The 21,943-nt window shown below is 72.9% G+C and carries 14 protein-coding genes and 1 tRNA gene; 11 read left to right on the forward strand and 4 right to left on the reverse strand.

The genetic code is table 11. The features are described 5' to 3' along the window. From ACIBN2_RS23645 to ACIBN2_RS23675, 7 genes are read left to right on the forward strand one after another with little or no spacing between them, the layout of a single operon-like run. Positions 1–336 (forward strand): hypothetical protein, encoded by a 336-nt coding sequence (locus ACIBN2_RS23645; protein ID WP_399136954.1) that lies wholly within the window; start codon positions 1–3, stop codon positions 334–336. Next, positions 333–761 (forward strand): GPW/gp25 family protein, encoded by a 429-nt coding sequence (locus ACIBN2_RS23650; RefSeq protein ID WP_399136956.1) that lies wholly within the window; start codon positions 333–335, stop codon positions 759–761. Before ACIBN2_RS23645 ends, ACIBN2_RS23650 begins: the two co-directional genes overlap by 4 nt. Further along, positions 758–3,874: a putative baseplate assembly protein gene (locus ACIBN2_RS23655; protein ID WP_399136958.1), complete on the forward strand. Its 3,117-nt coding sequence runs from the start codon at positions 758–760 to the stop codon at positions 3,872–3,874. The genes ACIBN2_RS23650 and ACIBN2_RS23655 overlap by 4 nt, the downstream gene beginning before the upstream one ends. After that, a complete protein-coding gene (locus ACIBN2_RS23660; protein WP_399136960.1) occupies positions 3,871–7,629 on the forward strand; it encodes a putative baseplate assembly protein in 3,759 nt (1,252 codons plus the stop codon). The genes ACIBN2_RS23655 and ACIBN2_RS23660 overlap by 4 nt, the downstream gene beginning before the upstream one ends. Then, a complete protein-coding gene (locus ACIBN2_RS23665; RefSeq protein WP_399136961.1) occupies positions 7,629–9,791 on the forward strand; it encodes a hypothetical protein in 2,163 nt (720 codons plus the stop codon). The genes ACIBN2_RS23660 and ACIBN2_RS23665 overlap by 1 nt, the downstream gene beginning before the upstream one ends. Positions 9,792–9,845: 54 nt before the next feature. Continuing rightward, positions 9,846–11,402, forward strand: a complete 1,557-nt coding sequence (locus ACIBN2_RS23670) for a DUF6519 domain-containing protein (protein ID WP_399136962.1) — start codon at positions 9,846–9,848, stop codon at positions 11,400–11,402. Continuing rightward, positions 11,402–12,295 (forward strand): peptidoglycan-binding protein, encoded by an 894-nt coding sequence (locus ACIBN2_RS23675; RefSeq protein WP_399136963.1) that lies wholly within the window; start codon positions 11,402–11,404, stop codon positions 12,293–12,295. The genes ACIBN2_RS23670 and ACIBN2_RS23675 overlap by 1 nt, the downstream gene beginning before the upstream one ends. An 18-nt stretch (positions 12,296–12,313) precedes the next feature. On the opposite strand, the gene ACIBN2_RS23680 is transcribed toward ACIBN2_RS23675, so the two are convergent. From ACIBN2_RS23680 to ACIBN2_RS23690, 3 genes are all read right to left on the reverse strand, one after another. After that, positions 12,314–13,684, reverse strand: coding sequence for a M1 family metallopeptidase (locus tag ACIBN2_RS23680; protein WP_399136965.1), 1,371 nt, complete (start codon positions 13,682–13,684; stop codon positions 12,314–12,316). Positions 13,685–13,755: 71 nt separating this feature from the next. Continuing rightward, complete coding sequence (locus ACIBN2_RS23685) at positions 13,756–17,634, reverse strand: Pls/PosA family non-ribosomal peptide synthetase (protein ID WP_399136967.1); 3,879 nt, start codon at positions 17,632–17,634, stop codon at positions 13,756–13,758. Between the two features lie 269 nt (positions 17,635–17,903). Further along, positions 17,904–17,988 (reverse strand) — tRNA-Leu (locus tag ACIBN2_RS23690). 188 nt (positions 17,989–18,176) lie between these two features. Here ACIBN2_RS23690 and ACIBN2_RS23695 point away from each other — a divergent pair. The 3 genes from ACIBN2_RS23695 (at position 18,177) to ACIBN2_RS23705 (ending at position 20,860) form a co-directional block, all read left to right on the forward strand. Beyond that, complete coding sequence (locus ACIBN2_RS23695) at positions 18,177–19,502, forward strand: M20/M25/M40 family metallo-hydrolase (RefSeq protein WP_399136969.1); 1,326 nt, start codon at positions 18,177–18,179, stop codon at positions 19,500–19,502. Positions 19,503–19,641: 139 nt separating this feature from the next. After that, positions 19,642–19,875: a chaplin ChpH gene (gene chpH / locus ACIBN2_RS23700; protein ID WP_393865039.1), complete on the forward strand. Its 234-nt coding sequence runs from the start codon at positions 19,642–19,644 to the stop codon at positions 19,873–19,875. Between the two features lie 151 nt (positions 19,876–20,026). Continuing rightward, positions 20,027–20,860: a chaplin gene (locus ACIBN2_RS23705; RefSeq protein WP_399136971.1), complete on the forward strand. Its 834-nt coding sequence runs from the start codon at positions 20,027–20,029 to the stop codon at positions 20,858–20,860. Between the two features lie 114 nt (positions 20,861–20,974). Here the strand turns inward: ACIBN2_RS23705 and ACIBN2_RS23710 are convergent, their stop codons facing one another. Continuing rightward, positions 20,975–21,163 carry a DUF5703 family protein gene (locus ACIBN2_RS23710; RefSeq protein ID WP_005485166.1) on the reverse strand — a complete coding sequence of 63 codons (189 nt, stop codon included), beginning with the start codon at positions 21,161–21,163 and terminating at the stop codon, positions 20,975–20,977. 47 nt (positions 21,164–21,210) lie between these two features. Between ACIBN2_RS23710 and ACIBN2_RS23715 the strand changes: the two genes are divergently transcribed. After that, positions 21,211–21,930: a hypothetical protein gene (locus ACIBN2_RS23715; RefSeq protein ID WP_399136972.1), complete on the forward strand. Its 720-nt coding sequence runs from the start codon at positions 21,211–21,213 to the stop codon at positions 21,928–21,930. The last annotated feature ends 13 nt before the right edge of the window (positions 21,931–21,943 follow it).

A 21,943-nucleotide genomic window follows, 5' to 3' on the forward strand; every position in this document is an offset into this window, starting at 1 on the left:
TTGTCCGGGAGTCTGCTCGACGCCGGCGCCGTGATCGGCTGCCCGCACGGCGGCCGGGTCACCGCCGCCACCACGCCCTCCGGCGGCGTACGCATCGGGGGTGCCGCCGTCGCGACGGCCAGGCACGCGTACGTCGTCGCAGGCTGCCCGCACACCGTCGGCGGTGTGCCCACGCCCTGCGTGACGGTCCGCTGGACCGCCGACGGCAGCGGCATCACGGTCGACGGCGCCCCCGTGCTGCTCGACACCTCCGCGGCCCTGTGCTTCAGCGCGGCCCTCGTGCCGCAGGGCCCGCCCGTCGTCCTGGCCGCACCGCGAAAGGTGACCGCCCGATGAGTCAGCCGAGCCGGGCGGCACGCCCGCGCACCGACATCGCGTTCCCCTTCCGCGCCGACCGCCGGGGACGCACCGCCCTCCCCCACTCTCGACTCCGCTCGAGCGGGGGGACCCCCATCGGGCACGCCAAGCACCTCCACGACCTGATCGAGCAACTGCTGTTCACCAGCCCGGGGGAGCGCGTGATGCGCCCCGACTTCGGTTGCGGGCTGCTCGACCTCGTCTTCGCCCCCAACAGCCCGGAACTCGTGAGCACCCTCGAACTCTCCGTGCAGGCATCGCTGCAGCGCTGGCTCGGCGACCTGATCGACGTCGTCGCACTCGACGTGGTGAGCGACGGCGACGCCGTACGCGTCCATCTGTCCTACGTCCTGCGCGCCACCGGTGCCCGCACCGACGACGTGTTCGAGGGGAGGTCCGCATGACCACCGCCACGTCCCGCCGCGCGAAGGTACGCGCCGCTCAGCTCAACGGAGTCGACGCCGTGGAGGTGAGCGACGACGGGCTCCTGCTCACCGTCACCTTCCTCGGCAAGGCCCCGCACGGCCTCGCTCCGGAGAACGTCCGCATCGAGGGCGGCCGCCGGATCTCCGGACTCAGCGACATCACCGTCGTCGACGTCGGTGTCGAACGCGAGGAGGACCCGGAGCTCGACGACCGGCTCTACGTCACCCTCGACCGGACCGGCGACACCTCGCGGTACGTGTTCGCCCTCGTCGAGACAGACCCGTACGGCCGCCCGGGCACGGAACCCTTCCGCGGCTTCGACCAGCGCTACCACCGCGCCTCCTTCTCCTTCCGGCCGGACTGCCCAACTCCGTTCGACTGCAGGGAAGATGACGTGGAGCAGCCGGAGTTCCCGGCCGCGCCCGTCGTCGACTACACCGCCCGCGACTACGACACCATCCGCAAGCTGCTCCTGGACCGGCTCGCGCTCACCACCCCGGACTGGATCGAGCGCAACCCCGCCGACCTCGGCGTCACCCTGGTCGAGCTGCTCGCGTACACCGGCGACCAGATCAGCTACCAGCAGGACGCGGTGGCCACCGAGGCCTATCTGGACACCGCGCGCCGCCGGGTCTCCGTGCGGCGGCACGTCCGGCTCATCGACTACGCCATGCACGACGGCTGCACGGCGCGCGCCTATGTGACCGTCCGGACCGCCGGCGACGCCACCCTCGCCCCGGGCACCTTCCGCTTCGCCTCCGTCGACGTCCGCGCCCTCGACCCGCACGACCGGCCCGAACCGGGTCCGGTGATCGACGAGAACGACCTCGGTGACCTGGACGAGCGGGGCTCGGTACAGGTCTTCGAGCCGGTCGTCGCCGAGGACCCGCTGGAGCTGAGGGTCGCGCACAACGCGATCCGCCTGTGGACCTGGGGCGGCGAGGCGTGCGCCCTGCCCAAGGGCGCGACCGCCGCCACCCTGCGCGACGAATGGGACGACCCGGAGACCTGCCGAGAACGCCAACTCGCCCTCAACCCAGGTGACTTGCTGATCCTGGAGGAGATCAAGGGCCCGCGTACCGGCACCCCCGGGGACCAGGACCCGAGCCACCGCCAGGCCGTCCGCCTCACCTCCGTCACCCCGGGCGTCGACCGCATCGAGGACCAGCCGGTCCTGGAGGTCACCTGGGCCGCCGAGGACGCGCTGCGCTTCCCGCTCTGCCTCAGCACCCGCGGCGGCCGCGACTGCCTGCCCGTCGAGGACGTGACCCTGGCCCGCGGCAACGTCGTGCTCGTCGACCACGGCCGCACTGTCACCGGCCTCCCGGAGACGGTCACCGTGCCGCCCGAGCCGGCCGTGGTCGCGCCCTGCGATCCTCCCGTCTTCGGCTGCGCCGACCGGGAGGAGGGCAACGCGCCCGCCCGGCTGATCAACTCCCTCACCGACAAGACGGAGAGAGGAGAGGCACTGCGGCCCGACGACGTGCGCGAGCTGTTCGAAACCGTGGGCGAGACCGCGACCGTACGCGCCGGAATCGGTCTGGAGCGCGCCGGGCAGCGGCACGAACGCGTGGTGCCCGGCACGGCGTACGCCCAGGCGGCCGCCCTGCGCACCCTCCTCGCGCAGTCCGTCCACCCGGGCATCCGGCCCCGCTTCCGCCCGGTCCTCGGCCGCTCCCCGGTCGTCCAGGCGGTGCCCTTCCCGGACCCCGGGGCCGTGGCCGCCGGGCAGGCCGAGCGCATCGCCGCGATCCCGGGGCGGGTGCGGCAGCGGCTCGTCGAGCTGTGGCGCAGCGCCCGCGACCGCGACGGCCTCGGGGACGAGGAGATCGCCGAACTCACCGTCGTCTACGGCCTGAAGACCGTCGAGCGCTACGAGCTCCGGACGCATCCCGTCCGGGCGCTGCGCGAACTCCTGCACCGCAACGACGAGTTGCTCGACACGAAGCTGCGCCGGGTGGCGGTCCTCGCCGCCCGCGCCCGGGCGGGCACGGTCCTCGACGGGCACATCGCCTGGGAGATCGCGCACAGTTGGGGCCCGGCCTACGCAGCCGGGCTGCACCCCGGCGAGCCGGTTCTGCGCGGCTCCGCGACCGCCGCCCTCGACCAGGACCCGCGCGCCGCGCTGCCCGCCGTACGCGTCGTGGACGGCGACCTGACCTGGCTGCCCCGCCGCGACCTGCTGCACAGCGGCCCCCGCGACCGGCACTTCGTCGGCGAGCTGGAGGACGACGGCCGGCTCGCGCTGCGCTTCGGCGACGGCCGGCACGGCGCCAGGCCCGAACCGGGCCGCCGCCTGGTCCTGCACCACCGTCTGGGCGGCGGCGTCGCGGGCAACGTGGGCGCGGAGGCCATCAACCACCTGGTGATCCAGAGCGACTGCGCGCATCCGCCGACGGCACTCGTGCGCAACCCGCTGCCCGCCGTGGGCGGCACCGAACCCGAACCCGTCGAACAGGCACGCCAGTTGGCCCCGCTCGACCTGCGCCGCACCCGGCTGCGCGCGGTCACCGCCGAGGACTACACGGCCCTCGCCTGCGCGCTGCCCGGCGTGCAGCGGGCCGCCGCCGAGATCCGCTGGACGGGCAGCGTCCAGGAGGCGCACGTCGCGATCGACGCGTACGGCGGCGCGGAGCCTTCGGCCCGGCTGCTCGCGCAGGTGGAGCAGGGCCTGGAGGCGTACCGGCGCATCGGCCACGACGTCGTGGTCGGCCCGGCCCGCCTGGTGCCGCTCGACCTCGCGCTGCGCGTGTGCGCCGCGCCCGGCCACCAGCACGGGCAGATCCTGGCCGAGCTGTACCGCGTCCTCGGCAGCGGCCGGCTCGCGGACGGCCGGCTCGGGTTCTTCCACCCGGACGCGCAGACCTTCGGCGAGCCCGTACGACTCAGCCGCCTGGTCGCCGTCGCCGCCGCCGTACCCGGTGTGCTGAGCGTCGAAGTCACCCGGCTGCGGCGGCTGTTCGAGCAGGAACGAGGAGAGAGGGAGGACGGCGTGCTGCGGCTCGGCCCGCTGGAGGTCGCCACCTGCGACAACGATCCGGACCGGCCGGAGAACGGCCTGCTGGCGATATCCCTGGGAGGTGCCCGATGAGCCGGACGTGCTCCTGCCAAGGGGCGTGCGGCGGCCACGACGAGCGCCTCGCGCCCGCCCCCCTGTACAACCCGCCCGGCCGCACCGCCCTCGACCACCGCGTCGGCGAGTACGGCTCCTTCCTGGCGGCCCTGCTCGACCGGCTCGCCTCACCGGCGTACCCGGCGCTCGACGGTGTGACGGTGCGCACGCCCGACGACCCGGCGATCGGTCTGCTCGACGCCGCCGCGGTCCTCGGTGACCTGCTCACCTTCCACTCGGAGCGGATCGCCGACGAGTCCTACGTCCGTACGGCCAACGAGCACCGCTCGCTGGTCCTGCTCGGCCGGCTCGTCGGCCACCGGCCGCGGCCCGGGGTCGCCGCCGCCACCCACCTCGCGTACACCCTCGAACGAGACCCGCGCGCGGAGACGCTCCAGGTCGTGATCCCGCGCGGCGCGCGCACGCACAGCGTGCCGGCCTCCGCCGACGAGCAGTCCGTGACCTTCGAGACCGGCCGGGACCTCACCGCCCGCTGGGACTGGAACGAGCTCAAGGTGCGCAGGCGCCGGCCGGCGCTGGTCACGCCAGACGACCTGGAGCGCCGCTCCGAGATCTTCGTCGAGGGGACGACCAACTCTCTGCAGACCGGTGACCAGCTGCTGTTCGTGTTCGGTGAACAGGCGGGCGGCGAGCGCAAGTTGCTGCCCGTCGCGGGCGTGCGCATCGACCGGGACGAGGACGTCACGGCGCTCACCCTGCCGAAGTCGGCGCCGCCCACGCTGAAGGAGCTGGTCGACGAGGTTCGGCGATGGATCGCGGAGCCCTCGGCCCCGGGCGAGCCGGGCGAGGAGCCGCCGACGCCCGAGGTGCCGAATCCGCGGCCGGTGAGCCGGCTGATCGAGGACTTCGAGGACCAGGTGCTGGCGCCGCTGCGGGCGGCTCTGGACGGGGTGAAGACGCCGGAGAGCCTTGCCGCGGCGCTGGCGGAACCCGTCGCCCGGCTCGGTGAGGCGGAGGTGCTGGCCGAGCCGTGGGAGGAGGTTGCGGCCTGGTTCGAGCAACTGCAGGCCGTCCTTGACGAACTCGGCCGCCGCGCGATGGGGCTGGCGCCGGCGCAGAGCGTTGACCTTCAGGCTTCCACCAAGGCGACGAGCACCACGAACCCCCGTGACGCCGCCTTCAGCGCGCTGGCCGCCGTTCTTCCCGCCCTGCGTGCCCGGACCCCCGCTTCGGCCGCCGGCACCGGTGACCGGCGCCCCGGTGCGGACACCGCCCGGCTGCTCGCGGCTCTCAACCCGGGCCTCAGCAGCCTGTATCCGGCCTGGCGCAAGGCGGCCGCCGCCACGTCCGGCAGCGCACAGATCCTGCGTGACCTGCTCGTCATGCGGGTCGGCGCCGCGCCGTTCGGCGCCACCGCCCCGCTCAAGCCCGTCCAGGACGACAAGGGGCGGGTCATCCGGTCCACGGACTGGCCGCTCACGGGGGCCGCGCTCACCGGTCTGCGGATCGTCTACGACACCGGGGGCAAGGCCCCCGTCCGGGCCGAGTTCCAGCACGTCGAGGGCAACAGCTCCGACCAGCGGGCGGTGACACTGCCGCTCACCCAGCAGGTCAGCTTCGCGCTCGGGCCGGGCCAGGTCGACCTGTCGACGCGGGCCGCCCAGGACCACGACCTGAGCTGGCTCACCCGGCGCCCCTCCGACTCCCAGGAGCCCGGCGTCACCGTCCGCCTGCGCGACGGGCTGCCCAACCGCTCCCTGTTCGTGTCCCGCCCGGACGAGCACGGCGCGATCCACGTCGGCATCAACAACGGCTCGGCCCGCGAGGAGTCCCTCCAGCCGGGCGACACACGGCAGTTCACGCACGGCGAGTACGAGGTGAGCCTGCGGTACACCGTGGGCAGCACCGAGCCCAACGTCGAGATCGTCATCGCGAGCAAGCCGGCACCCGTGAACCGCAAGGTGCTCCAGCTGGACACCGTGCACACCGGCATCACCGTCGGCAGCTGGGTCGCGATCCAGCGCCCCACCAAGGGCACCCAGGAGGGCATCCCCGGTGATGCCGAGCTGGCGTTCGTCACCACCCAGGTCGTGTCGGTGCGTACGGCGGCGTACACCAACTACGGCATCACCGGCCGCGGCACCGAACTCACCCTCGCCGACCCGTGGCTGGACGAGTTCGACGTCCTGCTCTCGCACATCCGCGACACCACGGTGTACGCGGCGGGCGAGCCGCTGCGCCCGGCGGACGAGCCGCTCGGCGAGGACGTGCACGGCAACGAGATCGAACTCGCCCAGCTCTACGACGGGTTGACCGCCGGCCGGCTCCTGGTCGTCACCGGCGAGCGCAGCGACATCCCCGGCACGGCCGGTGTCACGGCGACCGAGGTCGTCACGATCGCCTCCGCCGATCCGGCCGTCGATCCACGGCTGCCCGGCGACCGCGTGCACACCAGCCTGACCCTGACCACCGACCTCGCCCACCGCTACCGCCGCGAGACGGTCCGCGTCCTGGGCAACGTCGTCGAGGCCACGCACGGCGAGAGCCGTCAGGAGGCCATCGGCAGCGGCGACTCCGACCGCGTGGGCCAGACCTTCGCGCTCTGGCAGTCCCCGCTGACCTGGCTCGCCGACGACAACCCCCTGGGCGCCACACCGGTGCTGGAGATCCGGGTGGACGGCGTGCTCTGGCACGAGGTGGACAGCCTCGCCGGGCGCGGCCCGCGCGACCGCGTGTACATCACCGGCACCGCCTCCGACGGACGTACGACGGTCAGCTTCGGCGACGGCGTGCACGGCGCCCGCCTGCCCAGCGGCCATGAGAACGTCCACGCGAGCTACCGCTTCGGCACCGGCAAGGCCGCCAACGTGCCCGCGGACCGGCTCACCCAGCCCCTGACGCGGCCGCTCGGCGTCACCGCCGTCACCAACCCCCGCCCGGCGACGGGCGGCGCGGACGCGGACGGTCCGGGCCTGACCCGCCGGACGATCCCGCTGGCCGTCTCGGCCCTCGACCGGCTCGTCTCGCCGGCCGACTACGAGGACTTCGCCCGCTCCCGGGCCGGCATCGGCCGGGCCGCCGCGCGCGAACTCTTCGACGGACGGCGGCGCGTGCTGCACGTGACCGTCGCGGGCACCGACGACGTGCCCCTGGACGGCGGTTCGGACATCCTGCGCGCCCTGCGCGGCGCCCTCACCGAGTTCGGCGACGCCGACCTGACCGTCCGCGTGGACGTACGCGAACTGGTCCTGCTGCTCGCCGCGGCCAAGGTGAAGGTGGCTCCGGACCACGCCTGGGAGTACGTCGAGCCACGGCTGCGTCAGGCCCTGCTCAGCCGACTCGGCTACGAGGGAAGGGAGTTGGGGGAGCCGGCCCGGCTCTCCGACCTCCTCGCCACGGCCCACGGCGTGCCGGGTGTCGACTACGTCGACGTCGACGTCTTCACCGGCGTCCCCGCCTCCGCCACCCCGGAGGAACTGGCCGCGGTGCTCACCGACCCCGGCCCGCCGAGGGCCTCGGTGCCGGCCCACCCGGCGACGTACGACGAGAAGATCCACACCGTCCGTGCCGCGAACGGCGAGACGCTGTCGGAGATCTGCAGGCGCTACGGCATCCCGCTCGCCGAACTCCTGCGCCTGAACCCCGACATCACCGACACCCGGCGCCTGAAGAAGGGCCGTCCGGTGCTCGTCTTCCGCGGCATCCGCCCGGCCCAGCTCGCCCTGCTGTCCCCACGGGCGGCTGACACCCTCATCCTCACGGAGGTCAAGTGATGGCCGCGAACCCTGCGGACGTCCAGTTCGACACGGTCACCCCGGCGGTGTCCCGGGAGCCCGACGGCCTCGCCGCCCTGCTGCCCCGCTGGCACCTTCTGCGCGACGCCGAGGAGGGCGAGCCGCTGCGCGCGCTGCTCGCGGTGATCGCCGAGCAGCTGGACCGGGTCCGCGACGGGGTCGAGCAGGGCTACGAGGACCTGTTCGTGGAGACGGCGGCGCCCTGGGCGCTGCCCTACCTCGGCGACCTGGTCGGCTACCGCACCCTGCCCGGCTACGAGCGGGTCCTCACCACCGGCCTGCACGACGGCGGCCGGGACGCGCTCGCCGAGGCCGTCGCACCGCGCGCCGACGTGGCCGCGACGGTCGCGAGCCGCCGCCGCAAGGGCACGCTGCACCTGCTGGAGGAGATCTCCGAGCAGGTCGCGGGCTGGCCCGCGCGGGCCGTCGAGCTGTCGCGGCTGGTCGCCCAGAACCAGTCGGTGAAGCTGTACCGGGACACCGGACGCGGCCGCCTGCTCGACCTGCGGGACGGCTCGGCGCTCGCGCTCACCGGGGGGCCGTTCGCGACGACGGCCCGCACGGTCGACGTCCGCCGCGCCAACTCCGCCCGCAGCCAGGGTGGTTGGACGCCCGCCGGGGTCGGTCTCTTCGTCTGGCGGCTCAAGGCGTACTCGGTGACCTCGTCCCCGGCGTACTGCATCGACCGCGCCCGCAACCTGTACACGTTCTCGATCCTCGGCAACGACGGCCCGCTGGTGACCGAGCCGGTCCCGGAGCCCTCGCCCACCCACATCGCCACCGTCGACAACGTCCCGGCCTTCATCACCCGCAGGCTGCTCCACGACCGGCTGCTCGACTACTACGGCCCCGGCAAGAGCTTCGTGATCCGGCGCGACGGCGAGGACCAGCCCGTACCGCCGTCGGACATCGTGGTCGCGGACCTGTCGGACTGGCGTTACCGGCCCAAGCGCGGCCAGATCGCGGTCGATCCGGAGCTGGGGCGGATCGCGTTCGGCTCCAGGTCAGCGCCCCGGCAGGGCGTGTGGGTGGACTACCACTACGCGTGCGGCGCCGACCTCGGCGGCGGCGAGTACGAGCGGCCCGACCGGGTGGACCGGCCCGACGCCGCCTTCTACCGGGTCGGCCCGGGGCAGCCGTACCGCCAGATCATGGACGCCTACCGGGCCTGGCAGCACGACCGCCGGGCGGGCGACACCGGCCCCGACGGCATCATCGAGATCACGCACAGCGGCGCCTACCAGGAGCAGCTGGACTTCGACCTCGATCCCGGCGACCGGCTGGAGCTGCGAGCGGCCGAGGGCACCCGGCCGGTGATCCGGCTCCTCGACTGGTACAGCAACCGTCCCGACGCCCTCAACATCCGTGCCGTGGAAGGGGATTGCGCCCCGCACGAGCGGCCCCGCATCGTCCTCGACGGGCTGCTCGTCGCCGGGCGCGGCATCAACGTCACCGGGCCGATGGGAGCCGTCGTCGTACGGCACTCCACCCTGGTGCCGGGCTGGTCCCTGGAACCCGAGTGCGAGCCGCACTCGCCCGACGAGCCCAGCATCGTCCTGGACCGCACCACCGCCTGCGTCCAGATCGAGCACAGCATCCTCGGCACCATCGAGGTCATCGGCGACGAGGTGAGCGAGGACCCCCTCGACATCCATCTGCGCGACAGCATCCTGGACGCCACCGGGGACGACCGCGAGGCCCTGTCCGCCCCGGACTGCCGGCACGCCCACGCCGTGCTGCACCTGCACCGCACGACCGTGATCGGCGAAGTCCACACGCACGCCGTGGAGATCGCCGAGAACTCGGTCTTCACCGGGAAGCTGCACGTGGCCCGGCGCGGCGTCGGCTGCCTGCGGTACTCCTACGTCCCCGCCGGCTCGCGCACCCCGCGTCGGCACCGCTGCCGGCCCGATCTCACGCCGGACGTACGGCCGTTGTTCGCCGCCGTTCGCTACGGGACGCCCTGGTACGGGCAGTTGGCCGACGGCTGCCCCGAGGAGATCCGGCGCGGGGCCGACGACGGCGCCGAGATGGGTGCCTTCCACGACCTGTACCGGCCGCAGCGCGAGGACGGTCTGCGCGCGCGGCTTGCGGAGTACACGCCCGCGGGTGCCGACGCCGGGATCTTCTTCGTGACATGAGCAGTGCCGCCCAACGACTCACCCGCATTTTCCTGAACCAGGGGGACCCCCTTCATGCACGCTGATCTCTCCCGTCTCACCTTCCGGCCGGAGCGGCACTACTCCGCGGTCGTCGCCCAGCAGGGCCGGGTCCAGCTCGACGCCGACGCCAACGAGCAGACCGCGATCCAGCTCCACCAGGCCCGCACCCTCGCCGCCGACCTGATCGGCCGGCACGGCGGGCCGCGCGACGCGGCGGGCTTCCGCATCGAGTACGTCGGCGGCAAGCACGACATCGACACGCTGTACATCCACGGCGGGCGCTACTACGTCGACGGCATCCTCGTCGACGCGGGCCGCCCGGCGCCGGGCACGCCCGTGCCGGACGAGGACGCCGAGGACGCGGCGGAGGACACTCCGGCGCCGCCGTCGTACTGGACCTACTGGGACCAGCCCGACGCCTTCCGCGATCCGGAAAGGCCCGGCGACCGGCTGCCCTCACCCGCGCAATCGCCGTTCCTGGTCTACCTGAACGTGTGGGAGCGCTCGGTGAACGCGGCCGAGGACCCGGCGCTGCGCGAGGTGGCCCTCGGCGCGGCGATGCCGGACACGGCCGCCCGCGTCAAGGTGGTCTGGCAGGTGCTGCCGCTCTCCCTCGGCGAGCTGGCGATCGAGGACGCCGACCCGTCGAAGGAGGTGGTCCGCGCCGCCTTCGAGAAGTGGGCGCAGCGCCGGACGCTGTCCTCGGCCCGGCTGGCCGCCCGCAGCGAGCGGCCCGACCACGCCGACGAGGACCCCTGCCTGGTCAGGCCGGACGCCCGCTACCGCGGACCGGAGAACCAGCTCTACCGGGTCGAGGTGCACGCCGGCGGCGACGCCAAGGACGCCACCTTCAAGTGGTCCCGCGAGAACGGCTCCGTCGTCTTCCCGGTGGACGAACTCGACGGCACCTGGGTGCAGTTGGCGTCGCTCGGGAACGACGGCAAGCTGGACCTGGACGTCGGCGACCGGGTGGAGTTCACGGACACGGCGTACTCCTCCCGGCTGGAGGCCCTGCCGCTGCTGCGCGTCGAGGAGCTCGACCTGCCCGGCCGCCGTGTCCGGCTCTCCGCCGAGCCCGATCCGGGTGTGGGGCGGCTGCCCGGACTCAACCCGTTCCTGCGCCGCTGGGACCATCACGAGGGGCCGAGGCGCAAGGGCCGTACGGCAGACCTCAAGGCTGGCGCCGTCCCCGTCACGGAGGGGGAGTGGCTGCCCCTGGAGGACGGTGTCGAGGTGTACTTCGCCAAGGGCGGCGCCTACCGCACCGGCGACCACTGGCTGATCCCGGCCCGCACCGCCACCGGCGCCGTCGAATGGCCGGCCGACCCGGCCCGCCGCCCGCTGCTCCAGGCACCCGCCGGCATCGCCCGCCACCTCGCCCCGCTGGCCCTGGTCAAGGGCGAGGAGAGCGCCGTCGACCTTCGGCTCGCCTTCGGCCCGCTGGCCAGCAGCATCCCCGCCGCGGACAAGGCCGCCCTCGCCGCGGAGGAGCAGGCGCGGCGCGAGGAGACGGCGGCGGAGGACCCGTCGCACGGGAGGTCGCAGACCACGGCGCAGGCGGAGGCGGCGGCGGAGGAAGGAGACAACTGATGGCCACGCCCATGAGCGCGTCCAAGCTGATGGAGATCCTGCGTGCGGAGGGCCTGACGGTCCACGAGGTGCGCAACTGGCGTACCCACAACCGCAATACGAAGGGACCCTGGGGTCCGGTGAACGGCGTGATGATCCACCACACCGTCACCTCGGGCACCGCGAACTCCGTCGACATCTGTTACAACGGCTACTCCGGGCTGCCCGGCCCGCTGTGCCACGGCGTCATCGACAAGAAGGGCGAGGTCCACCTCGTCGGCAACGGCCGTGCCAACCATGCCGGGTTGGGCGACAGCGACGTCCTGCGAGCCGTCGTCGACGAGTCGAGGCTGCCGCACGACAACGAGGCCGACACCGACGGCAACCGGCACTTCTACGGCTTCGAGTGCGTCAACCTCGGTGATGGCAGGGACCCTTGGCCCGAGGCGCAGAAGGAGGCCATCGAGAAGGTCTCGGCGGCGATCTGCCGGCACTACGGCTGGAGCGAGCGTTCGGTCATCGGCCACAAGGAGTGGCAGCCGGGCAAGCAGGACCCGCGCGGCTTCACGATGGACGGGATGCGCAAGCGCATCGCCGAACGGCTGGCCGGCAAGGGCGGCGGCGGAGGAGGCGGGACGGGCGACCCGAAGCCGCCGTCCAAGCCCCGGTACGCGCCCTTCCCCGGCGGCGGCTTCTTCCACGACGGTCAGAAGTCGCCGCTCATCACCGCGATGGGCGAGCGCCTGGCCGCCGAGGGCTGCGACCACTACGAGTCGGGGCCGGGCCCGGAGTGGACCGACGCCGACCGCAAGTCGTACCAGGCGTGGCAGCACAAGCTCGGTTTCAAGGGCAAGGACGCCGACGGCATCCCGGGCAAGGTCAGCTGGGACAAGCTGAAGGTGCCCGCGAGCTGACCCGGACGGCCCGCCCGCCTACGCCGACTCGGCGTTGGTGGGCGGGTGCGTGGGGCGCGCCGGCATCTGCGTGGGCAGCGGCGGCAGCTCCGCGTCGTACAGCCACGCCTCGAAGAGGCTGTCCAGCGGCTCGTCCGCGAACCGGTTGACATGGGCCGTGAAGGTCTTGGTCGTCACGGCCCCGTCCCGGTGCAGCACCGCCCAGTTGCGCAGCATGCGGAAGAACGCGTCGTCGCCCATCGCGCAGCGCACCGCGTGCACGGTCAGGCCGCCGCGCTCGTAGAGCCGGTCGTCGAACATCGACTTGCGGCCCGGATCGGCCAGCCGCAGGTCCTGCGGCCGCGCGGACAGCAACCGGTGTGCGACGGCGGCGAGTTGCTGCGCGCTGCGCCCGCCGGACCGCTCCGACCACAGCCACTCGGCGTACTTGGCGAACCCCTCGTTGAGCCAGATCTGCCGCCAGTCCGCGATCGACACGCTGTTGCCGAACCACTGGTGCGCCAGTTCGTGCGCCACCAGCCGCTCCGAACCCCGCGCGCCGTCCACGTGGTTGGCGCCGAACAGCGACAACCCCTGTGCCTCGACGGGGACGTCGAGCTCCTCCTCGGTCACCACGACGGCGTACTCGCCGAACGGGTACGGCCCGAAGAGCTCCTGGAAGAAGTCCATCATCTGCGGCTGCCGCGCGAAGTCCCGGGAGAACTGCGGCAGCAGATGCGCCGGGATGTGCCCGTGCTGCGGCACCCCGCCCGGCCCCGGGTCGCCGAGCAGCACCGTCTGGTACTTGCCGATCGCGAGCCCCACCAGATAGCTCGACGTCGGTGCGGACTGCTCGTACACCCAGGTCGTCGTGGACGCCCGTGTCGTACGGGTCAGCAGCCGGCCGCCCGCCACCACCGCGTACGCCGACGGCGTGGTGACCGAGATCTGGTACGCGGCCTTGTCGGCGGGCCGGTCGTTGCACGGGTACCAGGACGGCGCCCCGATCGGCTGGCTCGCCACCAGCGCCCCGTCCTCCAGCTCCTCCCAGCCGAGACCGCCCCACGGGCTGCTCACCGGCTTGGGGTTGCCGGACCACTGCACCTCGACGGTGAAGGCGGCGCCGGCCCGCACCGGCTTGGCCGGGCGGACCCGCAGCTTCCCGCCGCGGTGCGTGTAGTGCGGCTGCCGCCCGTCGACCCGGACCCGGCCGACCTTGAAGTCGGACAGGTTGAGGAAGAACTCGGACAGCGGCGACCGGCCCGCTATGGCGTTGACGCGGGCGGTCCCGGCCAGCCGGTTCGGGCCCGGGCGGTAGTCCAGCGTGAGCTCGTAGCGGTGCACCCGGTACCGGGCGTCACCGTGGTCCGGGAAGTACGGGTCCGAACCCGCCTGCTGCTGAACTGCCACTGCCGCTTCTGCTCCCTGCGCCGTATCGCCACTCGCCGATGCCTCGCTCACCGGTTCCGAGTGACCCGCGCTCAGGGACGCCATGCCTCGATCGGGTTGCCCAGCCAGCGGGAGTCGTCCGGGACGGACTCCGCTGCCATGACGAGCGACGCGGGGCCCAGCGTGGTGCGGGCCCCGATCGTGCTGCCGGGCAGCACGATCCCGCCAGGGCCCAGCGTGGCGCCCTCACGGAGAACCACAGTATCCGTCCGCAAGATCCGGTCGTGGAAGAGGTGGGTCTGCAGGACGCAGCCCCGGTTCACGGTGGCCGCGTCCCCGAGGGTCACCAGATCGGTCTCCGGCAACCAGTAGCTCTCCACCCACACCCCCCTGCCGATCCGGGCGCCGAGGCCGCGCAGCCAGCCCGTCATCAGCGGCGTCCCCGGCACCATGGCCGCCAGCCACGGCACGGCCACCACCTCGACGAAGGTGTCCGCCAGCTCGTTGCGCCACACGAAGCCGCTCCACAGCGGGTGCTCACCGGTGCGGTGCCGCCCCACGAGCAGCCACTTCGCGACGATCGAGACGAGGGCCGCGGCACCGCCGGACGCGAGCAGCACGAGGCCGGACAGCAGCGGGACCCACGGCCCGAGCAGGCACAGCAGCGCCAGCGTCGCGACGGCGAGCGCCGCCGAGCAGAACACCGGCACGATCCGGCACAGCTCCACCAGACCGCGCGCCCACAGCAGCCGGGCGGGCGGGTCGTAGGTCCGGCTCTGGTCGCCGGACCCGGCGCTGCGCGGCAGCCTCACCGGCGGCAGCCCCAGGTAGGAGCTGCCCTTCTTCGCCTTCTTCGGCGTCGCCGACAGCACCCCGACCAGCCCGCCGTCCGGCACGCTCCGCCCCGGCGCCGTCATCCCGGAGTTCCCGAGGAACGCCCGACGCCCGATCTGCGCCCGACCGATCCGCATCCAGCCACGGCCCAGCTCGTACGGCGCGGTCAGTGTGTCGTCGGCCAGGAACGCGCCCTCGCCGACCGTCGTCAGACTCGGCAGCGCGAGCACCGTGGAGACTTCGGCGCCGCGCCCGACGCGCATCCCGAGCAGCCGCAGCCACACCGGCGTGACCAGCCCGGCGTACAGCGGGAACAGCGTCTCCCGGGAGCGGTCCATCAGCTGCGTGACGGTCCAGGCCTGCCAGCCGGTACGGCTGTGCGTCGGATACGTGCCCTCGCGCAGCCCCAGGCTCAGCAGCCGTACGGCGACCAGGATCAGCAGCGCGTACGCCGCCCCGAAGGCCAGCGTCGCCGGGACCAGGGCGAGCAAGGCACCCCGCGCCGGCGCTGCCGGGTCGACGAGCGCACGCGCCACGAGGAACGCGGCCCCGCCCGCCAGCAGCGGCAGCGCGGAGAGCGCGAGGCCCGTCAGGCCGTACATCACCCGCCAGTACGTGCCCCGCTGCGGGCGCTCCTTGGGCCAGTGCCGCTTGGCCTTGCCGAGCTTGACCGCGGGCGCGCCGGCCCAGCGCTGGCCGGTCGGGATCTGCCCGGTGACCGCCGAACCGGGCGCCACCTCGGCGCGCTTGCCCACGCGGGCGCCCGGGAAGAGCATGCTGCGGGTGCCGACGGTGGCGTGCGCGCCGACCTTGACCGCACCGATCTCCAGCCGGTCGCCGTCGAGCCAGTGCCCGGACAGGTCGACCTCGGACTCCACGGCCGCGCCCCGGCCCAGCTTGAGCAGACCGGTGACGGGGGGCAGCGAGTGCAGGTCGACGTCCTGGCCGACCTTGGCGCCCAGCGCCCGCGCGTACCGCTCCAGCCAGGAGCCGGTCAGCGAGGTCGCCCCGCTGAACTCGGCCAGCCGCTCGGCCGTCCACAGGCGCAGATGCACGCCGCCGCCGCGCGGGTACCGGCCGGGCTCCACGCCCCGCAGCAGCAGCCGCGCACCGCCCGCGGCGATCGCGAGGCGCCCGGGCGGGGTGGACAGCACCGCGGCACCGGCCGCGAGCAGCCACCAGGGGGCCGTCGGCAGCCAGGCGTAGGCCGGCAGCAGATTCCCGGCCGCGGCGAGCGCGATCGTCCAGCGCAGGCCGAGCAGGGTGAACAGGGGGACCAGCAGCAGGAGCTGGATCACCTTGGCGCGGACCGGCACCGGGACGACGGTGCGCCGGGCACCGTCGTCGGTCACCGACTCCTCGAGCCGGCGGGCCAGCTTGCGCAGGGTGGGCTGCTGGTAGATGTCGAGGACGGCCGCGCTCGGATAGCGGGTGCGCAGCTTCGTGGTCAGCTGGGCGGCGGCCAGGCTGCCGCCGCCGATCGCGAAGAAGTCGTCGCGGGCACTGGTGACGGGGATGCCGAGGACTTCCGTCCACTGCTCGGCCAGCCACGCCTCGGTGCCGTAGAGCTGCTCGGCGGGCCCGCCGGTCTCCAGGCCCTCCAGGGGCCAGGGCAGCGCGTCGCGGTCGACCTTGCCGCTGGTCCGCGTCGGCAGGTCGCCGACCGGGGCCAGCAGCGGCACGAGCGCGGCGGGCAGTTCGGCGCGCAGCTTCTCCACGGCCGTCGCGTGGTCCCAGCCGTCCTGGGTGACGACGTAGCCGACGAGGAGCTGGTTGCCGCTGCGCGCGGTGCGCACGGCCGCCGCGGCGCCCGCGACGCCGGGCAGCGCCTGCAGCGCGGAGTCCACCTCGCCGAGCTCGATCCGGCGCCCGCCGAGCTTGATCTGCTCGTCGGCCCGCCCGAGGAAGACAAGGCCCTCCGGCTCGGCCTTGACCAGGTCACCGCTGCGGTACGCCCGCTCCCAGCCCAGCGAAACCAGCGGCGCGTACTTCTCCGCGTCCTTCTCGGCATCGAGATACCGGGCGAGCCCGACCCCGCCGATCACCAGCTGCCCGCTGCCGCCCATCAGTACGGGCTCCCCGGCCTCGTCGACGACGGCCAGCTCGTAGCCGTCCAGCGGCAGCCCGATCCGGATCGGCTCCTCGCCGGACAGCAGCGCGGCGCAGGCCACGACGGTCGCCTCGGTCGGCCCGTACGTGTTCCAGACCTCGCGCCCCTCGGTCACCAGCCGCTGCACCAGTTCGGGCGGGCAGGCCTCGCCGCCGAAGATCAGCAGGCGTACGTCGTTGAGGGTCTCGGACTCCCAGAGCGAGGCGAGCGTCGGGACCGTGGACACCACGGTGATCTCCTGCTCGACCAGCCAGGGCCCGAGGTCGGCCCCGCTGCGCACCTGCGAGCGCGGCACGGGCACCAGACAGGCGCCGTAGCGCCATGCCAGCCACATCTCCTCGCAGGAGGCGTCGAAGGCGACGGACAGCCCGGCCATGACCCGGTCGCCGGGGCCGATCGGGTCGTCGGTGAGGAACAGCGCGGCCTCGGCGTCCACGAACGCGGCGGCACTGCGGTGACTGACCGCGACGCCCTTGGGCTTCCCGGTGGAGCCGGAGGTGAAGATGATCCACGCGTCGTGCTCGCCACCGGGCCGCGCGGCGGGCACCTCGCTGCGCCCGGTCACGGTCAGCTCGTGCCTGGCCCCGACCACGGCCCGCACCCCGGCCTCCCCGAACACCAGCTCGGCCCGCTCGTCGGGGTCCTCCGCGTCCACGGGGACGTAGGCCGCGCCCGCGGCGAGGACCGCCAGGACGGCCACGTAGAGGTCGTTGGTGCCGGAGGGAACCCGGACGCCCACCCGGTCGCCGAGACCGACCCCGGCCGCGGCGAGCCGCCTGCGCAGCTGCTCGACCTCGGCGGCCAGCGCACGGTAGGTGAGCCGTGTCGTGCCGTCGTCGAGGGCGAGCTCGTCCGGGCAGGAGCGCACGGAGGCGTCGAAGATGTCGACGAGCGTCCGCGAAGAGGCCGCCTGACCTCCCGAAAAGCGGGCGATGTCGCCGAACTGCTGGTCGATCTCCTGGTGGATCTCAGCGCTGAGCTCTTCGTCGAGCAGGCCGAGAGCGGTGCTCTCGTGTATGGCTGCCATCGGTCCTCGCGTCTCGATCCCGGAAACCTCCGGGGCGCTGGCGGGCCCGCAGGTCTGCCTGGGGTTGTCCGGCTCCAGCTCCGTAACAAGCCGGAAATTTTAGTACGAACGCTAGGTTCGGCCCCGTGAATCGGCCACTCGAACGGGCCGCCCGGGGTGCGGGAGGGCCCGTGCGAGGCGGCTGACCTGGTCATCTTCCGGGGAAGGAGATATGCCCCACACGACGAGTGAGGCCGTGACCCCGGGGGGTCACGGCCTCACTTCCGATGTGTCCGAGGGGGGACTTGAACCCCCACGCCCGATAAAGGGCACTAGCACCTCAAGCTAGCGCGTCTGCCATTCCGCCACCCGGACAAGGTGTCTGTCGTGCGCGGGGAGTGCCCGCGGCGACGAGGGAAACACTACCAGGCTTTGAAGGGGTCCCTGGTCACCCCCTGTCCGGCGTGAACGGCGCGTGACGGGCGGGGTCCGCTCTTGGGGAGCGACCGGCCGGAGAGGGAGGATGAGGGGAACCACCAGCAGTGACAGCGGGAGGAAGCAGCGTGAGCGAGACGGACACGGCCAAGGGCGTCTCCGGCGAGGACGAGGTCGTGGACCTCTGCCGCGAGCTGATCCAGATCGACACCAGCAACTACGGTGACCACTCGGGTCCGGGTGAGCGCAAGGCGGCCGAGTACGTCGCCGGGAAGCTCGCCGAGGTGGGTCTCGAACCTGAGATCTTCGAGTCGCACCCGGGCCGGGCCTCCACGGTGGCCCGTATCGAGGGCGAGGACCCCTCGCGGCCCGCGCTCCTCATCCACGGTCACCTCGACGTCGTGCCGGCCAACGCCGACGACTGGACCCACCACCCCTTCTCCGGCGAGGTCGCCGACGGATGCGTGTGGGGCCGCGGCGCCGTCGACATGAAGGACATGGACGCCATGACCCTGGCGGTCGTGCGCGACCGGCTGCGCAGCGGCCGCAGGCCCCCGCGCGACATCGTCCTCGCCTTCCTCGCCGACGAGGAGGCCGGCGGCACGTACGGCGCCAAGCACCTCGTCGACAGGCACCCCGGCCTCTTCGAGGGCGTGACCGAGGCGATCAGCGAGGTGGGCGGCTTCTCGTTCACGGTCAGCGAGCAGCGGCGGCTGTATCTGATCCAGACGGCCGAGAAGGGCATGCACTGGATGAAGCTGACCGTGGCCGGCACCGCCGGGCACGGGTCGATGATCCACCGGGACAACGCGATCACCGAGCTGTCGGAGGCCGTCGCGCGCCTGGGCCGGCACAGGTTCCCGGTCCGCGTCACCAAGACGACCCGGGCCTTCCTCGACGAACTCGGCGACGCGCTCGGCACCGAGCTGGACCCGGAGGACATGGAGTCCACGCTGGCCAGGCTCGGCGGCATCGCCAAGCTCATCGGCGCGACCCTGAGCAACACCGCCAACCCCACCCAGCTCGGTGCGGGCTACAAGGTCAACGTCATCCCGGGCGAGGCCACGGCCCATGTCGACGGGCGCTTCCTGCCCGGCTTCGAGGAGGAGTTCCTGACCGACCTCGACAAGATCCTGGGTCCCCAGGTGAAGCGCGAGGACGTGCACGCCGACAAGGCCGTCGAGACGACCTTCGACGGGGCGCTGGTGGAGGCCATGCAGTCCGCGCTGGTGGCCGAGGACCCGGCCGCCAAGGCGATCCCGTACATGCTCTCCGGCGGCACGGACGCCAAGTCCTTCGACGACCTGGGCATCCGCGGCTTCGGCTTCGCGCCGCTCAAGCTGCCCCCGGAGCTGGACTTCGCGGGCATGTTCCACGGCGTCGACGAGCGGGTGCCGGTCGACGGCCTCCAGTTCGGCGTGCGCGTCCTCGACCGGTTCATCGACGCGTCGTGACCTTCGTAATCGGCAGCGCGTACGGAGCCGGACCGAGAAGAGTGAATGCGACGATCAGCTCGTAGCTCCATCACTCCCTCCTCGTTACAGGTAATGCGATCAGCGACACGGGATCGCTTTTGCCAACAAGGAGGAAGTAATGATCAAGAAGGTCGTCGCTGCTGCGGCTGCCACTGGTGGTCTGGTTCTCGCGGGTGCGGGCCTGGCCGTCGCCGACTCCGGTGCTCAGGGTGCCGCGGTGCACTCCCCGGGCATCGTGTCCGGCAACGTCGTTCAGGTTCCGGTTCACATCCCGGTGAACGTCTGCGGCAACACGGTCTCCGTGATCGGGCTGCTGAACCCCGCCTTCGGCAACACCTGCATCAACAAGTGACGTCGATCCGCTGAGGATCGCTCACGCCGTCGGCTCCGGAGCGCGCGCCACGCGCTTCGGGGCCGACCGGCTGTTGCCGTGGATTTCTTCGAACGATTTCGCGGGATGCGCGAGATTCCAGGTCAGGATCGAAGGCAGGGAGAATTCAGCAATGCGACAGGTCACCCGCAAGGGCTTGATGACCGTGGCGGCCGCGACCGGCGTGCTCGCCGCAGCGGGCGGCTACGCCCACGCCGACTCGGGCGCGATCGGCTCCAGTTCCAATTCGCCGGGCATCCTGTCCGGCAACACCGTGCAGGCTCCGGTGCACGTGCCGGTGAACGTCTGCGGCAACACCGTGAACGTCGTCGGGATCCTCAACCCGGCCATGGGCAACTCCTGCGCCAACGAGGGCGGCGGCAGCGGCTCCTCCGGGTCGCACGGCGGTTCCCACGCCGGCGGGCACGCCAGTGACTCGCCCGGCATCGGCTCGGGCAACCACGTCCAGGTGCCGATCGACGTGCCGGTGAACGTCTGCGGGAACAGCGTGAACGTCGTCGGCGTCGGCAACGCCGTGAAGGGCAACGACTGCTCCAACGGCGGTTCGGGCGGCGGGCACAAGACGCCTCCCGGCCACCCCGGTCACCCGGGCCACCCGGGCAGTCCTGGTCACCCCGGCCACCCCGGTCACCCGTGTCACCCGGGCCACCCCGGTCACCCCTCGCACCCGGGCACCCCGAGCACCCCGCCCCAGACCGGCGGCTCCACGCCGGGAGGCTCCACGCCGGGAGGCTCCACGCCGGGAGGCTCCACGCCGGGCACCTCCACGCCGGGAGGCTCCACGCAGGTCAACCTCCCGGGCACGCAGACGGTCGCCCAGCCCAAGGGCGGTGCGCAGCTCGCGCACACGGGCAGCGACCTGCCGATCGGCGTCGTGCTGCCGGTGGGCGCGGGTGCGCTGCTGGCCGGCGCGGTCATGTACCGCAAGGCGCGCGCTTCGGTGTAAACCGGCGCAAGTAGTTGTGAAGCACCGCGAACTTCCCCCACGGTGCGCAGAACGGAGCGGGCCCCGTGCAGGCGGGGCCCGCTCCGTTTCCGTCGTCGCGTCCTGGGCCTCAGCTCACCACGTGGCGCGCACCTGGCGGATGATCCGCCGGCGCAACCGCACTCTGCGGCTGCCGTCGCGCAGCAGGCTCAGACGGTCCAACTCCCAGTGTCCGTACTCGGCATGGTCCGTCAGCAGGCGTGTGGCGTCCTTGCGGGAAACCCCGCGCGGCACGTACACGTCGACAAATTCGTATTCCGGCATCGCATCTATTGTGCGGGCTGGGGCCCGGTACGGATAGCGTCTGCACTATGTCTGATGCTGCGCAGCCCACCGCTGCCGAGGTACGAGCCGCCGCCGAGGCGGTCAAGACCGCGCTCGACCGCCACCTGGCCGCGGTCGAACGCAGGTCCGGGGAGGACGACCCGGCCGTCTACGAGGCGTTCAACGAGCTCGCCGGGGCCGCCGAGACGTACGACGAGCTGCTCTACGACCGCTACGACGAGGTCACGCCGTTCGAGATCCCCGGCGCGGAGGACGCGCTGCCGCCGTACACGGGTCCCGAGGAGCCGAACGCCCTGAGCGTGCTCATCCGCCGCGACTACGCGGTGGTGGAGCCGCAGCGGCTGCTGGCGCAGGCACAGCGGGTGGAGGCGGTGGACTCGGACGACTCCCGGGGCAGCGGCGCGGAGGCCTCGGCGACGGTGCACGGTGCGCTGGGCATCCTCTTCGGCGAGTTCGAACCGGACGAGATCGCCTCGCGGCACAAGGAGTTCGGGCTGGAGGAGGGCGACTCCACGCTCTGGGTGACGGCCACGGACGAACAGCCCGAGCCCGGCGAGTGGCTAGAGGCGCCGTTCGAGCAGATCGACCCGCAGCGGGTGGTCTGCCGCTTCGACGTCAGCGCGGTGTTCGACGACGAGCTCGACGACGTCGACCTCGAGGACGTGGAGGACGAGGATCTCGAGGACGACCTCGACGCGGACCTGGACGGCGAGGAGGACCTGGAGCCGCTGGACGCGGAGCGCTGACGCCGGGCACCGG

Source organism: Streptomyces sp. NPDC050534 (assembly GCF_044457745.1).
Taxonomy (GTDB): Bacteria; Actinomycetota; Actinomycetes; order Streptomycetales; family Streptomycetaceae; genus Streptomyces.

Coding starts and splice junctions, on each gene's coding strand:
- ACIBN2_RS23670 (WP_399136962.1), top strand. CDS start 9,846: ATGCACGCTGATCTCTCCCGTCTCACCTTCCGGCCGGAGCGGCACTAC.
- ACIBN2_RS23675 (WP_399136963.1), top strand. CDS start 11,402: ATGGCCACGCCCATGAGCGCGTCCAAGCTGATGGAGATCCTGCGTGCG.
- ACIBN2_RS23655 (WP_399136958.1), top strand. CDS start 758: ATGACCACCGCCACGTCCCGCCGCGCGAAGGTACGCGCCGCTCAGCTC.
- ACIBN2_RS23650 (WP_399136956.1), top strand. CDS start 333: ATGAGTCAGCCGAGCCGGGCGGCACGCCCGCGCACCGACATCGCGTTC.
- ACIBN2_RS23710 (WP_005485166.1), bottom strand. CDS start 21,163: ATGCCGGAATACGAATTTGTCGACGTGTACGTGCCGCGCGGGGTTTCC.
- ACIBN2_RS23715 (WP_399136972.1), top strand. CDS start 21,211: ATGTCTGATGCTGCGCAGCCCACCGCTGCCGAGGTACGAGCCGCCGCC.
- ACIBN2_RS23665 (WP_399136961.1), top strand. CDS start 7,629: ATGGCCGCGAACCCTGCGGACGTCCAGTTCGACACGGTCACCCCGGCG.
- ACIBN2_RS23705 (WP_399136971.1), top strand. CDS start 20,027: ATGCGACAGGTCACCCGCAAGGGCTTGATGACCGTGGCGGCCGCGACC.
- ACIBN2_RS23685 (WP_399136967.1), bottom strand. CDS start 17,634: ATGGCAGCCATACACGAGAGCACCGCTCTCGGCCTGCTCGACGAAGAG.
- chpH (WP_393865039.1), top strand. CDS start 19,642: ATGATCAAGAAGGTCGTCGCTGCTGCGGCTGCCACTGGTGGTCTGGTT.
- ACIBN2_RS23660 (WP_399136960.1), top strand. CDS start 3,871: ATGAGCCGGACGTGCTCCTGCCAAGGGGCGTGCGGCGGCCACGACGAG.